The following is a 15,144-nucleotide window of genomic DNA, read 5'->3' on the forward strand; positions in this document are numbered from 1 at the left end:
TTCCCCGGCGAGTTCCTCGCCGATCGGCCGGGACAGGTCCACACCTTCGATCTCCGCACCGATGTGCGGAGTCATCGGCGCGATCCGCAGCAGCCTGTACTCAGCCGGCGCCGTACCGGGCGCGGTCCGCTCGAGCACACGCCGGCCGAAGTGGATCAGCGGCTTTCCCAGCAGGGGGTTGGTGTCGGCTCCGGGTCACGCCCTGCTCGGTCACCAGCTCGATCACCGCCTCAAGGGTGTCGTCCGTGACCCGCTCCTGCCGCGGCCGCCCCGGCCCCCGCTCGGCCCTCTGCGCCTGTGCCCCGACCATGCTCCGAGAATACGGGGGCGCGGCAAGCGCCCCCGTCGGGTAACGAGGCGTCCAACTGCCGGAGGCACGCGGCCGACATGCCGCGCATGGCGTAATGAACCGCTCGGGCGGCTTCCCAGGTCACGTTGTGCGGAGGCGGTGAGCAGCGAGGACGCGGAAAGCGGGTGACACATCGGGCCATGGGCACGGAGCGCATTGACCGATCGGAGGGCTTCGGCGAGCGGCTGCTCGGCCTGCTGCTGGACAGAGCGCGGCTGCTGCCGCCCCAGATGATCGCCCCGCTGATCGCGGAGGGGGTGGCCAGGATCGGCGGTCGTGACGTCTCCATCCTGCTCCAGGACTACGCGCAGGAGTTGCTGGTGCCGCTGCCGGGCAGGAAACTGCACGTGGGCCAGCCAGAGCCGGTAGAGGACTCCCCCGCCGGGCGGGCGTTCCTGCGCGGGGACGTGGTCGAGGTACCGCAGGGCCCCGTCGGCGTCCGGATGTATCTGCCACTGCTGGACGGCAGTGACCAGGTGGGCGTGATGGCCCTCACCCTGGACGCAGTCGGCGACGACGACCGGCGCCTGCTGTACAGGCTCGCCGGCCTGGTCGCCGACATGCTGGTCACCAAGAACGCCTATACCGACCAGTTCTTCCAGGCCCGGCGCCGGGAGCCGATGAGCGTGTCCGCGGAGATCCAGTGGAGCCTGCTGCCGCCGCTGACGATGTCCTTTCCCCAGGTAGAGGTGGCAGGAGCCCTGGAGCCCGCCTACCGCGTCGCCGGCGACAGCTTCGACTACGCCCTCAACGACAACATCCTGCACATGGCCGTCATCGACGCGATGGGCCACGGCCTGGACGCCGCGACGATGGCGACCGTGGCCATCGGCGCCTACCGGCATGCCCGGCGCGTGTTCATCAGCCTGGACGAAAAGTACGCGTTCATGGACGATGCCGTTTCCCGGCAGTTCGGGCCCGACCACTTCGTCACGGCGCAGCTGATGCACCTGAACATCACCACCGGTGAGATGGAACTGGTCAACGCGGGCCACCCCGCGCCGCTGCTGATCCGCGACGGCCGGGTCGTGCGGCAGCTGGAGACCGCCACGACGCTGCCCGTCGGCTTCGGCGGCGAGATGCCCCGCGTCAAGGAGCACGTGCTCCAGCGAGGCGACCGGGTGCTCTGCTACACCGACGGCATCATCGAGGAGCGTCTCGCCGGCGGGGAGGCGTTCGGCGAGGAACGCCTCATCCGCTGCGTCAACGCCCTGGGGGAAGGGCCGTCGGAGAGTGTGCGGGCGGATCTGCGCCGGCTCTCCCACACGCTGAAGAGCGAACGGGACGGGCGCACCACCGACGACGCCACCCTTTTCATGATCGAGTGGCACGGGGGCACCGCCGACCACCTCGCGGTCCTCGACTGAAGTCCGGGCGCCCCCACCACAGTCAGGCTGAGGCCGTGGGGAGAGGCTGTTCGGTCCAGATGGACTTGCCGGTGCGGGTGTGTCGGGTGCCCCAGCGCCGGCAGAGTGCGGAGATGAGCTGCAGGCCTCGGCCGCCCTCGTCGGTGGCGGAGGTGTGGCGGATGTGCGGCGTGGTCAGGCTGGCGTCGGAGACCTCGCAGATCAGTGCGTGGCTGCGGAGCATGCGCAGCCGGATGGGGCCGCAGGCGTGCCGGACGACGTTCCCGACCAGCTCGCTGACCAGGAGTTCGGTGGTCATGATCAGGTCCTCGTCGGCCAGGTCCCAGTCGGTGAGCTGGGCGCGGACCAGCTCACGGGCCTGGCCTGCCGCCATCGGGTCCTCCGGCAACGGCCACTCCGCGACATTCTCCGCGCCCAGCGGGTGGGTGCGGGCCAGCAGCAGGGCGGCGTCGTCCACCAGCGCGCCGTGGGCGGGCAGGAGAGCGGAGGTCAGGGTGACGCAGAGGGCGTCCAGGCCGGACGCGTCCCCCGGTGAGGCCGGCATGGCGTTCACGGACTGGGAGAGGAGCTCGGCGAGGCGGCTCATGCCGGTGGCGACGTCCCTGTCCTTGCTCTCGACCAGGCCGTCGCTGTAGAGGGCGAGCAGGCTGTCGGCGGGCAGCAGGGTCTCGAGGGTTTCGAAGGGCGGAGCGGCCACCCCCAGCGGCGGGTCCGGGGTCATGGGCAGGAAGGTGACGGTGCCGTCGGGGTGGGCCACCGCCGGGGGCGGATGACCGGCGCTGGCGTACGACAGACGCCGGGTCACCGGGTCGTAGATGGCGTACAGGCAGGTCGCGAAGGCGTCGGTGCCCAGGTCGCCGACGATGTCGTTGAGGTGTCCGAGGATTTCGTCGGGTGACAGCTCCAGCTCCGAGAGGGTGCGCACGGCCGTGCGGAGGCCACCCATCGTGGCGGCCTCGGCCATGCCGTGGCCCATGACGTCGCCGATCACGAGCGCCACCCGGGCCGCGGACAGCGGGATCACGTCGTACCAGTCGCCGCCGACGTCGGCTCCCTGTTTGGCCGGCTGGTAGCGCGCCGCCGTCGTCACCTCGGGCAGCTCGGGCAGTGCCCGCGGCAGCAGGCTGCGCTGGAGGGTACGGGCCCGGGTCGTCGCCTCGTCGTAGAGCCCGGCCCGCTCCAGGGCCTGCGCGATCAGTCCGCTGAGCGCGGTCAGCAGCGTTCGTTCGTCATCGTCCAGCACCCGCGGTCGGCCGAAGGAGATCACCGCCGCGCCGATCTCGCGCCCCGACACCGCCAGCGGCAGAAAGGCCCACGCCTGCTTGCCGCCCTCCCGGATCAGGGTCTCGGTCCTCGGGTATCGCTTCAGGAACTCCTCCGGGGAGGAGATGAAGAGCGTGGTGCGGGTGCGCAGGGCGTCCCCCAGCGGGCTGGTGGCGTCCCGCACCGTCCACTGCCCGTCCAGCCGTCGGGTGAAGCGCTCCGAATATCCCCGGGAGCCGACCACGGTCAGCCGGTCGCCGGCCACGCCGAGCATGACGAGTCCGGTGGCCCCGAGGGGTGTCATCACGCCGTCGGCCACCGCCGCCATCACATCCTGGGCCGTGACGGCCTCGGCCAGCTCCCGCGTGATCCGCTGCACCAGGGCCGCCCGCTCCGCTGCCGCCCGCTCCGCGGCGGCCCGCTCGGCCTCCCGCAGATGCCGCTCGGTGGTGTCGGTGATGTAGAGCGTCAGGCCTTGCGGCACCGGTACCAGCCGCAGGTGGTACCACGACGTCCCGTCCGGCCCCGGTACGTCGAATCCGGCCGGTTGGCCCTCGGCCGCCGTGGCCCGGAACCGTTGTTCCAGCCCCGGCACGGCATGCAGCGCGGGAATGTCCCAGAGCAGGGCTCCGGCCACGTCCCCCGCGGCGCCGAAGAGCCGCTCGGCGGCCTGATTGAGGAATCCGATGCGCCAGTCCGTGTCCAGGGAGACGAAGCCGTCGCTCATGTGCCGCAGCGCCCGTCCCACCGACTCGGCGGCGGTGTGCGTCTCGCTGCTGTCCCGGAGGGTGCCGATCACCTTCACCGGCGTCCCTCCCTCGTCCGTGATCGTCCGGGCGCGGGCCTCGATCCAGAGGTACGTGCCGTCCTGGCGCCGGACCCGGTACTCGTCCTGGAAGCCGCCGCGCAGCTGGATGCCCATGTCGAAGCCGCTGACCGCCCCCGGCAGGTCGTCCGGGTGGATCAGTTCTGCCCACGCCTCGATGCCGCCGGCCATCACCTCCGGATCGATGCCGGCCAGCACCTCCTCGACGGGCCGGTCGGAGGTCAGCTCACCGGTACGCAGGTCCCAGGTGTACGTGATGGACGGCACCCCTTCCGTGTCCCACGGGGGTGCCTCCCGGTCGGCGTCCCACGGGGGCGTCTCCCGCGGTCCCGCCCCGTTCTCCAGGGCGCGCAGCAGGGTGGGGGACGGGGTGAGGATCCCGGACGACCTGAGTCTCTCGGACATCCATGCCGCCACCTCGTGCAGAAAGGCGCACTCCGCCGCGCCGGGCTCGTCGCCCGGGGCGAAGAGGACCGAGAGCGCGCCCCGTCGCCGACCGCCCGGAATGGGGACGGCCAGGTGAGCGATGCCGGCGGGGACCCGGGAAGGCCACAGGGCGGCGGGGTCCCGGCCCGGCACCGGGTCGGGCGGGGCCAGGTCGGGCTGCCAGGTGAGGGTGTCCTCGCGGGCGGCCCTGCTGGGCGGCGCCGTGCCGCGTGCCGGGATGATCAGCCAGGGCCGGATCATCGACTCCGGCAGGCCGCTGTCGGCGACCAGGTAGAGGATGCCGCTCATTCCGCCGCCCGGGAGATGAACCATGCCGCCCAGGCCGTGCACCTCGGCCACCGCCTGCTGGAGCGCGGTCAGCAGCACCTCGGCATCGCGCCGGTCCTCGTCCACGGCGTCGAGCAGCCGCATCCGCATGAGGGGCCGCTCCGAGGGCCGTACGGCCTGTACGGTCCCCGAGCCCTGCGGCCGGCGCAGCGGATGGGAGGAGCCTGGCATGGAGGGGTCGGTGTTGTGCGCATCGCCACCTCTGGAATTCACCACTGCCGACGGTCACCTCCGCTCGCCCGCTGAGCCACCTGGGTTTCGGATGCGCACCTGCAGCGATCTCCATCCGGAAAATCCATCCCAGTCGGGACAACTTAAGCGATTTCCCCCACTCAGGGGAACCGCTCGCATCGATTAACCGAAAATGCGATCGGCTCACCGTTCGTCACCATTGGGGCTTTCTTCGAAGACGAAGAGCGGTTTGGTGCCGTGTGCGGGTGCTTCGGCGAGCGAGACGGCTTCAGCGAAGCGTTCGAGCGGGAACGGCCGGCCCCGGGGGATGCTCAGCACCTCATCGGCGACGAGACCGCGAACCTGGGACAGCGCGCGCAGCGCGTCCTCGGGTGAGACCGTGCCGAACCAGCGGTTCAGCCAGAAGCCTCGGACTGCCTTCGTCTCGTAGATGACCGAGCGTGCCTGCAGCGGAATCGTCAGCGCCGCAGGGTCGGTCTGCCGATGCGTCGAGAGCGCGCCGTAGACCACGAGCTCCCCTCCCGGAGCCAGTGCCTGGGACACCTGGGCGCCCACGGGGCCCGCGACACAGTCCACGGCCTTGCGCACGCCGGCCGGCCCCGCTATGTCAGCCACCCGCTGCAGCAGGTCCTCGTCCTCGGTGCAAATGACCTCGTCGCCACCGAGCGCTTTGATCTCCTCTACGGCATCGCGTCGCCGCACGACATTGATCGTGCGAACACCCAGATGCCGGGACAGCTGAATGACGAGCCGGCCGACCGTGGAGCCCGCGGCCGTCTGCAACAGCCATTCGCCCGGCTGTACGTCGAGTTCGCGCGTCACGAGGAGCAGCGCGGTCAACGGATTGACGGCGAGTTGACAGGCTCTGGAGTCGCTCAGCCGGCCGGGGACCGGCAGCAGCCTTCGCGTGTCGGCAACGAGGTATTCCTGCCAGGTGCCGGCCACGGGGGGCCCGGGTACCGCCGGGACCGTAGCGGCCACCACGCGCTCGCCGACCTTCGGTCCCCCGGTGTCCGGGCCCAGGGCCGCAATACGGCCCACGCATTCCATGTGGCCCCCGACAGCGGGAAACCCGGGGGAGAAACCGTAGCGGCCCCGCAGCACATGCAGATCACTGGCGTGAATCGGAGTCGCCTTCACACGGATCAGCGCCTGACCGGCTTTCGGCGTGGGAACAGGCCGGGATTCCAGCCGCAGGACATCGGTGGGCTCACCGGCCCTCACGGCTACGAGCGCGCGCATGGATTGAGGCATGACCGGCCTTTCGTCTCTCAGCGCCCGCGAAACTCGGCGGGCGCTCCGGACAAAAGCGATGCTGGTGCCGACCTCGTCGTCGGCGCCCAGGCTGTCATCGGCGTCAGGCTGTCATTTCACGCTACGCCCGCCCGCCCCCGGACGGGCGCCTCGCCCACCTCAGTGCGCGTGACCACTCGAAGCCGGTGTCGGACCCGCGTTCTTGACCGTCAGCGGCAGCAGCTTCTTCCCCGTCGGGCCGATCTGGATGGCCGTGTCCATCTGCGGGCAGACGCCGCAGTCGAAGCACGGGGTCCAGCGGCAGTCCTCGACCTCCGTCTCGTCGAGGGCGTCCTGCCAGTCCTCCCAGAGCCAGTCCTTGTCCAGGCCGGAGTCGAGGTGGTCCCAGGGGAGAACCTCCTCGTAGGTGCGCTCACGGGTGGTGTACCAGTCGACGTCGACGCCGTAGGGCGCGAGCGCCTTGTCGGCGCAGGCCATCCAGCGGTCGTAGGAGAAGTGCTCGCGCCAGCCGTCGAAGCGGCCGCCGTCGTCGTACACCGCGCGGATGACCGCGCCGATGCGGCGGTCGCCGCGGGAGAGGAGGCCCTCGACGATGCCCGGCTTGCCGTCGTGGTAGCGGAAGCCGATGGAGCGGCCGTACTTCTTGTCGCCGCGGATCTTGTCGCGGAGCTTCTCCAGGCGCGCGTCCGTCTCCTCGGCGGACAGCTGCGGGGCCCACTGGAAGGGGGTGTGCGGCTTGGGGACGAAACCGCCGATCGAGACCGTGCAGCGGATGTCGTTCGAGCCCGAGACCTCGCGGCCCTTCTGGATGACGTGCATCGCCATGTCGGCGATCTGCAGGACGTCGTCGTCGGTCTCCGTCGGAAGGCCGCACATGAAGTACAGCTTCACCTGGCGCCAGCCGTTGCCGTAGGCCGTGGCCACGGTACGGATCAGGTCGTCCTCCGAGACCATCTTGTTGATGACCCTGCGGATGCGCTCCGAGCCGCCCTCCGGGGCGAAGGTGAGGCCCGACCTGCGGCCGTTGCGGGTCAGCTCGTTCGCCAGGTCGATGTTGAAGGCGTCGACGCGGGTGGAGGGGAGCGAGAGGCCGATCTTGTCGTCCTCGTAGCGGTCCGCCAGGCCCTTGGCGATGTCGCCGATCTCCGAGTGGTCCGCGGAGGAGAGGGAGAGCAGGCCCACCTCCTCGAAGCCCGTTGCCTTCAGGCCCTTGTCGACCATTTCGCCGATGCCCGTGATCGAGCGCTCGCGGACCGGGCGGGTGATCATGCCGGCCTGGCAGAAGCGGCAGCCGCGGGTGCAGCCGCGGAAGATCTCCACCGACATGCGCTCGTGGACCGTCTCGGCCAGGGGCACGAGGGGCTGCTTGGGGTACGGCCACTCGTCGAGGTCCATGACCGTGTGCTTGGACACGCGCCAGGGGACACCGCTCTTGTTCGGGACCACGCGCGCGATACGGCCGTCCGGCAGGTACTCGACGTCGTAGAACGCCGGGACGTACACCCCGCCCGTCTTCGCCAGGCGGAACAGGACCTCCTCGCGGCCTCCGGGGCGGCCCTCGGCCTTCCACTCGCGGATGATCCGGGTCATGTCGAGCACGGCCTGCTCGCCGTCGCCGATGACCGCCGCGTCGATGAAGTCGGCGATCGGCTCGGGGTTGAAGGCGGCGTGGCCGCCGGCCAGGACGATCGGGTCGTCGTCCGTGCGGTCCTTGGACTCCAGGGGGATTCCGGCGAGGTCCAGGGCGGCGAGCATGTTGGTGTAGCCCAGCTCCGTGGAGAAGCTGAGGCCGAACACGTCGAAGGCCTTCACCGGGCGGTGGGTGTCCACCGTGAACTGCGGGACGCCGTGCTCACGCATCAGCGCCTCCAGGTCCGGCCACACGCTGTAGGTGCGCTCGGCGAGAACGCCCTCCCGCTCGTTGAGGACCTCGTAGAGGATCTGGACGCCCTGGTTGGGCAGGCCGACCTCGTACGCGTCCGGGTACATGAGCGCCCAGCGGACGTCGCACTCGTCCCAGTTCTTGACGGTGGAGTTGAGCTCTCCGCCGACGTACTGGATGGGCTTCTGCACATGCGGGAGCAGTGCTTCGAGCTGCGGGAACACCGACTCGGCGGCTTCGGCAGGCATCTCGCGAACCTTCGTGAGCTGACAGGGGTGACCATCAAGCGTAACCCGGCCGAGGCCCTCCCCCGCACGCTCAGCCGGTCGCCCCGGCCCTGATCTCCTTCCACATCTCCGGCAGCTCCGCCTCCGTCCGTGCCGCCCGGGCCTCCTCGCGCCCGTACAGCACCCCGTATGTGAAGGTGCTCTCCCCCGCCGCGTGGGCCACCGCGGACAGCTCGCGCAGGGTCAGGCGGGTCATGACGCTGTCCTGGTGGTCGCCGAGGAGGGTGGTCAGGGACTTCATGGCCTTGGTGAGGGAGCCGGCCGGTTTCCCGAGGGCCGGTGTGGCCGCCTCGGCCGCGTAGCGGGTGCGCTTGGCCTTCTTGCGGGCCTCGTGCACGGCGACGTCGCGTTCCGCGCCGCGCGGGACGCCGATCGCCCGCTCGACCAGGGCGGACAGGGTCGCCAGGTCCTTGTCCAGGGCCTTGGTGAGCACCTTTTCGGGCTTCTTCCCGGCGGCCTTGCGCAGCGGCGGGTCGGCGAGGAGCGCGTCCAGGGTGTCCAGCAGGGTCAGATAGCGGCGGGAGTCCAGCACGCCGGTCAGGTGGGCCTGTGCACCGCCGCCGCGGGCCTCGGCCCAGGAGGCGAGGCGTTCGGGGACCGGGCCGACGACGAGGTCGGGCGGGAGGGCGTCCAGGGCGGCCGTCAGACGTTCGGCCATCACTTCCTGGTCGCGGTCCACGCCCAGCTCGCCCGCGAGCCACTTCAGCTCGACCGCGACGGGGTCGGTGGCGGTGCGGTCGAGGACGGAGCGGAAGCTGCGCAGGGTGCTGCGGGCGCGGCGGGTGGCGACCCGCATACGGTGCACGGAGTCGGGCACGTCCCGGCGGACGGCGGGGTCGAGCTCGACCAGTACGTCCCGCTGGGCGCGCAGATAGGCCAGCACGTGGTCGCCTGCCGTCACCGGCGGTGCGGGCCTGCCCTTTGCACGGCGCCGTCCCCCTGTCTGTTTCAGGGCCCGGGCGAGCTTCGACGGTGATTTCGAGGGGCGCATGCCCGCCCGGCGCAGCCGTTTGTCCACCAGGTCCAGGAAGGCGGGGTCGCCGTCGTCGGCCAGTTCCACCTCGATCTCGGTCCACTGGGCGGTCCTGCCCGTCTCCCCGATCCGTTCGGCGGTCACGGCGTCGACGCTCGCCTCGGCCAGCAGGGTGCCGTCGGCGTCGACCAGGTGGCGCACGTCCCGGGCGGAGCGCAGCCGGACCAGCGGGACCAGCTCGGCGTCCCGGATCCGGGAACGGACCAGGGCGGCGATCTCCTCCGGGACGGTGTCGGAGAGCGGGGCCCGGATCTCGTCCCGCACGCCCGGTTCGACCGGGAACTTCAGATGCCAGCCGGCGTCCGAGCCTCCGGTGCGGCGGCGCAGGGTGAGGGCGGCGGCGGCCAGGCGCTCGTCGGCGGTGTCGTAGTAGATGGCGTCGAGCTCCGTCAGGCCCTTGTCCAGGACGGCCGCCACTGCGCCGACGCCGGTCAGGTCGGGCAGCCCGCTGTCGTCGGACTCGTACTTGCGCTCGATCTCGCGTTTCGCATCCGCCATGGATCGAATCTAGTTGTCCGCGAGGTGGTACGGCAGGGGCGGTGCCGGGTGAATGGCCGGAAAACTCCCGTCATCCACCCGGTGAACGGTGCGCCGCGCCGCCCCCGCCGACCGCCGGGGGCCTACGCCGACATGGGTTTCTGGACCTTGATCGACTGCAGCAGACCCACGGCCACCCAGACCGCGAACATCGACGAGCCGCCGTACGACACGAACGGCAGCGGCAGGCCGGTGACCGGCATGATGCCGAGGGTCATGCCGATGTTCTCGAAGGCCTGGAAGGCGAACCAGGCGACGATCCCGGCGGCCACGATCGTCCCGTACAGCTCGGTGGAGTCGCGGGCGATGCGGCAGGCCCGCCACAGCACCACGCCGAGCAGGAAGATGATGAAGCCGGCGCCGACGAAGCCCAGTTCCTCCCCCGCGACCGTGAAGACGAAGTCCGTCTGCTGCTCGGGCACGAACTGGCCGGTGGTCTGCGAGCCGTGGAAGAGCCCGGCGCCGGTCAGGCCGCCGGAGCCGATGGCGATACGGGCCTGGTTGGTGTTGTAGCCGACGCCCGCCGGGTCCAGGCTCGGGTTGGCGAACGCGGCGAAGCGGTTGATCTGGTACTGGTCCAGGATGTGCAGCTGCCAGATGGCGATGCAGCCGATCACGCCCATGGTGAGCAGGCCGAAGACCCAGCGGTTGGAGGCGCCGGAGGCGAGCAGCACGCCCAGGATGATGGCCACCATGGCGAGCACCGAGCCGAGGTCCGGCATGAGCAGCAGGATCAGGCACGGTACGGCCGCGAGGCCCAGGGACTGCGCCACCGTCCGGTGGTCCGGGTAGGGCTTGTCGCCCGCGTCCACCCGGGTCGCGAGCATCATCGCCATGCCCAGGATGATCGTCACCTTGAGGAACTCGGCGGGCTGGAGCGAGAAGCCGCCGATGACGAGCCAGTTGCGCTGGCCGTTGATGGTGGCGCCGAGCGGGGTGAGGACCACCAGGGCCAGCAGCACCGACAGGCCGTAGAGGATCGGCACCGCGTTGCGCAGGGCGCGGTGGCCCAGCCAGAGCGTGGCGAGCATCAGGGCGAACCCGATGCCGAGGTTCATCAGGTGGCGTTCCAGGAAGAAGTACGGGTCGCCCTGGTTGATCTCGGTGCGGTTGCGGGTCGCCGAGAACACCAGCGCGGACCCGATCAGGGACAGCGCCACGGCGGCCAGCAGTATCGGCCAGTCGAGCCTGCGGGCCAGCGAGTCACGGGCGAAGATCCTGGTCCAGCCGGCCCGCTCGGGGCCGTATCCGGAGACGGAGAAGCCGTTCGCGCCGGTCATGAGGGCATCCTCCGGCTTCCCCGCCCGGGGGTCCTGCGTGGTCGCCTGCGGGTGTTGCGGTTGCCCGTGGTGGGCGAGGGCGAGGTGGCGGGTTGCTGGTCGCTGCCGTTGCTGGGGTTGTTCTGCTGGGAGGCCTCGGCGTCCTTCGCCGGGTCACCGTTGATCTTCGGGGCGTCGATCGTGCCGTCGGTGCGGACCTTCGGCAGGCCCTTCTGCGGCTGGGGCAGCAGCGCCTTCTTGTTGTCGATGGAACCGTCGCCCTGGACGCCGTACAGCGCGCTGTAGATGTTGCGCACGGCCTCACCGGAGGAACCGGAACCCGTACCGGCCTGGGAGATCGTCATGATCACCGAGTAGTCCTTGGAGTACGTGGCCAGCCAGCCGGTGGTCTGCTTGCCGTAGACCTCGGCGGTACCGGTCTTGCCGTGCAGCGGGATCTTGTCCTGCGGCCAGCCGTTGAACTTCCACGCGGCCGTACCGCGGGTGATGACGCCCGCGAAGGCGTCGTCCATGCCCTTGAGGGTGGCCTGGCTGACCGGCAGCTTGCGCTGCACCTTGGGCTTGATCTCCTGGACGCTCTTGCCGTCGGCGCTGATGACCGCCTTGCCGATGGTCGGGGCGTACTCGGTGCCGCCGTTGGCTACGGCGCCGTAGATCATGGCCTCCTGGATCGGCGTGACGAGGGTGTCGCCCTGGCCGATGGAGTAGTTGATCTCGTCGCCCTCGCGCATCTTGTTGCCTTCGAGGCAGTTCTCGTAGGCGATCTTCTCGACGTAGGAGCCGTCCTTCTTGCCGGACTTGCACCAGGCGTCCTTGTTGGCCTTCCAGTAGTCGAGCTTCCACTGGCGGTCGGGGACGCGGCCGGTGACCTCGTTGGGCAGGTCGATGCCGGTCTCCTTGCCGAGGCCGAACTGGTGGGCCGTCTTGAAGAACCAGTCCTTGGGCTGGCCCTTCTTGGGGTTGATACCGCCGTCCTTCTTCCACTCGTTGTCGCCGAGGCCGTAGAAGACGGTGTCGCAGGAGACCTCCAGGGCGCGGCCCAGGGAGATGTCGCCGAAGTTCTCGCCCTCGAAGTTCTTGAAGACCTGGCCGCCGACCGAGTAGGAGCTGGTGCAGGGGTAGCCGCCGTCCCAGGCGTAGCCGGCCTGGACCGCGGCGGCCGTGGAGACCACCTTGAACGTCGAACCGGGGGCCGCCTGACCCTGGATGGCCCGGTTGAGCAGAGGGTAGTCGGAGTCCTTGCCGGTGAGGGCCTTGTAGTCCTTGGCGGAGATGCCGCCCACCCAGACGTTCGGGTCGTAGGTCGGGGCCGAGGCCATCGCGACGATCCGGCCGGTCTTGGCCTCCATGACGATGACGGCGCCGGAGTCGGCCTTGAAGTTCTCGCCGGTGTTCTTGTCGAACTGCTGGCGGGCGGCCTTCATCGCCTTGTCCAGTTCGTACTCCGCGACGCGCTGGACCCGGGAGTCGATGCTGGTGACCAGGTTCGAGCCGGGCTCGGCGGAGTCCGACTTGGCCTTGCCGATGACCCGGCCGAGGTTGTCCACCTCGTACCGGGTGACGCCGGCCTTGCCGCGCAGTTCCTTGTCGTACTCCCGCTCCAGGCCGGAGCGGCCGACCATGTCGGAGCGCAGATAGGGCGAGTCGGTGTCCTTGGCCTTCTGGATCTCGGCGTCGGTGACGGGCGAGAGATAGCCGAGGACCTGGGCGGTGTTGGCGTTGCCCGGGGCCGGGTAGCGGCGCACGGCCTCGGGCTCGGCGGTGATGCCGGGGAAGTCCTCGGCGCGCTCGCGGATCTGCAGGGCCTGCTTGGGCGTGGCCTCGTCGGTGATCGGGATCGGCTGGTACGGCGAGCCGTTCCAGCACGGTTTGGGGGTCTTGGCGTCGCACAGCCGGACCTTCTGGATGACGTCCGCGGGCTTCTCGCCGAGGACGCCGGCCAGCTTGGTGAGGACCGCCTTGCCGTCGTCCTTCTGCTTGAGCAGGTCGGTGCGGGAGGCGGAGACGACCAGGCGGGTCTCGTTGTCCGCGAGGGGCACTCCGCGGGCGTCCAGGATGTCGCCGCGCACGGCGGGGTCGACGACCTGCTGGACGTGGTTGCCGGACGCCTCCTTCTGGTACTGGGCGCCCTCGCGGATCTGCAGGTACCAGAGCCGGCCGCCGAGCGTGCCGAGCAGGGAGAGGACGAGGATCTGGATCACGACGAGCCGGATCTGGACCCGTGGGGTCCGACCGGTCTCGGGGATGTTGGTCACTGCGGTTGCCTCCCCCTCTCAGTGCGCATGTGCGAGATCGCGTACGTATGATGAACGACCAGCCTGTGAACCCGCGTTCCACGAAAGCTGACCCGTTCGAGTGAACTCCGCGGGTGCTTCGACCGCCTGACTCGCGCTCACAGCCGCTTGACCCCCTTGATCCGGCCGACCCGCGTGGAGCGGGTGCGGGCCTTGGCCTTCAGCGCGCCGAAACCGCCGCGCTGGCTGCCGATGCGCAGGCCGGTGCCGGAGGAGAGCCAGCCGGTGGAGATGTCACCGGCCTTGGCGGCGGGGCCTGACTCGGTCAGCGGATCGTTGTCCGCGCGGCGGGCCAGCCACATGATGCCCGGGACCACGAACGGGGCGAGCAGCAGGTCGTACAGGGCCGCCGAGAACAGCAGCCCGGTCAGGCCGACGTGGCGGGCCGCGGTGTCGCCGACGAGCGCGCCGACGCCCGCGTACAGCAGCGTGGAGCCGATGGCGGCGGCGACCACGACGGCCATCGGGCCGGTCGCCGACTTCAGGCGGCCGTTCTCCGGCCTGATGAGCCCGGCGAAGTAGCCGGTGACGCACAGCACGAGGGCGTAGCGGCCGGCCGCGTGGTCGGCGGGCGGGGCCAGGTCGGCGAGCAGGCCGGCGCCGAAGCCGACGAGGGCGCCGCCCACATGGCCGTACACCATGGCCAGGCCGAGGACGGTGAGCAGCAGCAGGTCCGGGACGGCGCCCGGCAGATGCAGGCGGGCCAGGACGCTCACCTGGATCACCAGGGCCACGACGACCAGCGCGCTGGAGAGCAGGATCCGGTTGGGGCGCATGGAAAGTCAGCTCCTACTGCTGCTGGCCGGTCGTGTTGTTCGCGTTGGCCGAGGGGGTCACCGTGACGGTCACCGTCGGCGTCGGTACGGGCTTGGGTTTGGTCGGCAGGACCTCGTCGCGCGGGTCCTTCTTCGGGGCCTGGACGACCACGCCGACGATGTCGAGCTTGGTGAAGCCGACGTACGGGGTGACGTAGATCGTGCGGGTGAGGCCGCCGTTGGAGGGGTCGACGCGGGAGACCACGCCGACCGGCACGCCGGGCACGAACGGCCGGTCGGCCTCCGAGCCGAAGGTGACGAGCCGGTCGCCCTTCTTCACCTCCGCCTTGCCGTTGAGCAGTTCCACGCGCAGCGGGCGGTCGCCCTGCCCGGAGGCGAAGCCGAGTTCGTCGCTGCCCTCCATGCGGGTGCCGACGGTGAAGTCGGGGTCGTTGGCGAGCAGCACAGTGGAGGTGTCCGGGCCGACGGTGGTGACGCGGCCGACCAGGCCGTCGCCGTTGAGGACGGTCATGTCGCGCTTGATGCCGTCGTTGGCACCGGCGTCGATGGTGATGGTCCAGGAGAAGCCCTGGGCCGCTCCTATGGCGATGACCTGGGCGCCCTTGATGCCGTACTGGCCCTCGCCAGCGATCTTCAGCATCCTGTCGAGCTGGTTCAGCCTGCTGCGGTTGCGGTCGTCGCTGCCGAGTTTCGCCTTGAGGGCCGCGTTCTCCTTCTCCAGCAGGGCGAGCCGGTCGTGCCGGTTGCCGGAGTCCCGGATCGCGGAGACGGCGTTGCCGACCGGGTTCACCGCCGAGGAAAGGCCGTTCTCGACGGGGCCGAACACCGCGGCCGCGGCCTGCCGGGCACCGTCGACCGGGGAGTTCCGGCCCCCGCGGATGTCGACCGTGATCAGCGCGAACGCGATGGCGATCAGCAGGACCAGGAGCAGCCGACTCTCTTTCGTGTCCCTCACGTGCGGCGGCCGTGCCCTTCCTCAATAGGAATTCGGGAGCCCCTTTGCGGTGCAATGCGCGAAACGCAAACCCGA

The 15,144-nt window shown here is 70.4% G+C and carries 9 protein-coding genes; 1 reads left to right on the plus strand and 8 read right to left on the minus strand.

All coding sequences use genetic code 11. The features are described 5' to 3' along the window. The first annotated feature begins 489 nt into the window (after positions 1-489). Positions 490-1,716 (plus strand): PP2C family protein-serine/threonine phosphatase, encoded by a 1,227-nt coding sequence (locus tag LMU33_RS35025; RefSeq protein WP_228625061.1) that lies wholly within the window; start codon positions 490-492, stop codon positions 1,714-1,716. A gap of 22 nt (positions 1,717-1,738) precedes the next feature. On the opposite strand, the gene LMU33_RS35030 is transcribed toward LMU33_RS35025, so the two are convergent. The 8 genes from LMU33_RS35030 to mreC all read right to left on the minus strand — a co-directional run bounded on the left by LMU33_RS35030 (position 1,739) and on the right by mreC (position 15,069). Beyond that, complete coding sequence (locus LMU33_RS35030) at positions 1,739-4,750, minus strand: SpoIIE family protein phosphatase (protein WP_228625063.1); 3,012 nt, start codon at positions 4,748-4,750, stop codon at positions 1,739-1,741. A gap of 204 nt (positions 4,751-4,954) precedes the next feature. Further along, positions 4,955-6,013, minus strand: coding sequence for a zinc-dependent alcohol dehydrogenase family protein (locus LMU33_RS35035; protein ID WP_228625065.1), 1,059 nt, complete (start codon positions 6,011-6,013; stop codon positions 4,955-4,957). A gap of 171 nt (positions 6,014-6,184) precedes the next feature. Further along, on the minus strand, positions 6,185-8,155 hold the full coding sequence (locus LMU33_RS35040) for a TIGR03960 family B12-binding radical SAM protein (protein ID WP_228625067.1): 1,971 nt from the start codon (positions 8,153-8,155) through the stop codon (positions 6,185-6,187). A gap of 70 nt (positions 8,156-8,225) precedes the next feature. Then, positions 8,226-9,725: a CYTH and CHAD domain-containing protein gene (locus tag LMU33_RS35045; RefSeq protein ID WP_228625069.1), complete on the minus strand. Its 1,500-nt coding sequence runs from the start codon at positions 9,723-9,725 to the stop codon at positions 8,226-8,228. Positions 9,726-9,847: 122 nt separating this feature from the next. After that, entirely contained in the window at positions 9,848-11,044 is a 1,197-nt protein-coding gene (gene rodA, locus LMU33_RS35050; RefSeq protein ID WP_228625071.1) for a rod shape-determining protein RodA, read from the minus strand. Then, on the minus strand, positions 11,041-13,299 hold the full coding sequence (mrdA, locus tag LMU33_RS35055; protein ID WP_228625073.1) for a penicillin-binding protein 2: 2,259 nt from the start codon (positions 13,297-13,299) through the stop codon (positions 11,041-11,043). Before mrdA ends, rodA begins: the two co-directional genes overlap by 4 nt. Before the next feature lie 137 nt (positions 13,300-13,436). Then, complete coding sequence (mreD, locus tag LMU33_RS35060) at positions 13,437-14,114, minus strand: rod shape-determining protein MreD (protein WP_228625075.1); 678 nt, start codon at positions 14,112-14,114, stop codon at positions 13,437-13,439. A 13-nt stretch (positions 14,115-14,127) separates the two neighbouring features. After that, positions 14,128-15,069 (minus strand): rod shape-determining protein MreC, encoded by a 942-nt coding sequence (gene mreC, locus LMU33_RS35065; protein WP_228625076.1) that lies wholly within the window; start codon positions 15,067-15,069, stop codon positions 14,128-14,130. Between the last annotated feature and the right edge of the window lie 75 nt (positions 15,070-15,144).

The organism is Streptomyces barringtoniae (assembly GCF_020819595.1).
GTDB classification, from domain to species: domain Bacteria; phylum Actinomycetota; class Actinomycetes; order Streptomycetales; family Streptomycetaceae; genus Streptomyces; species Streptomyces barringtoniae.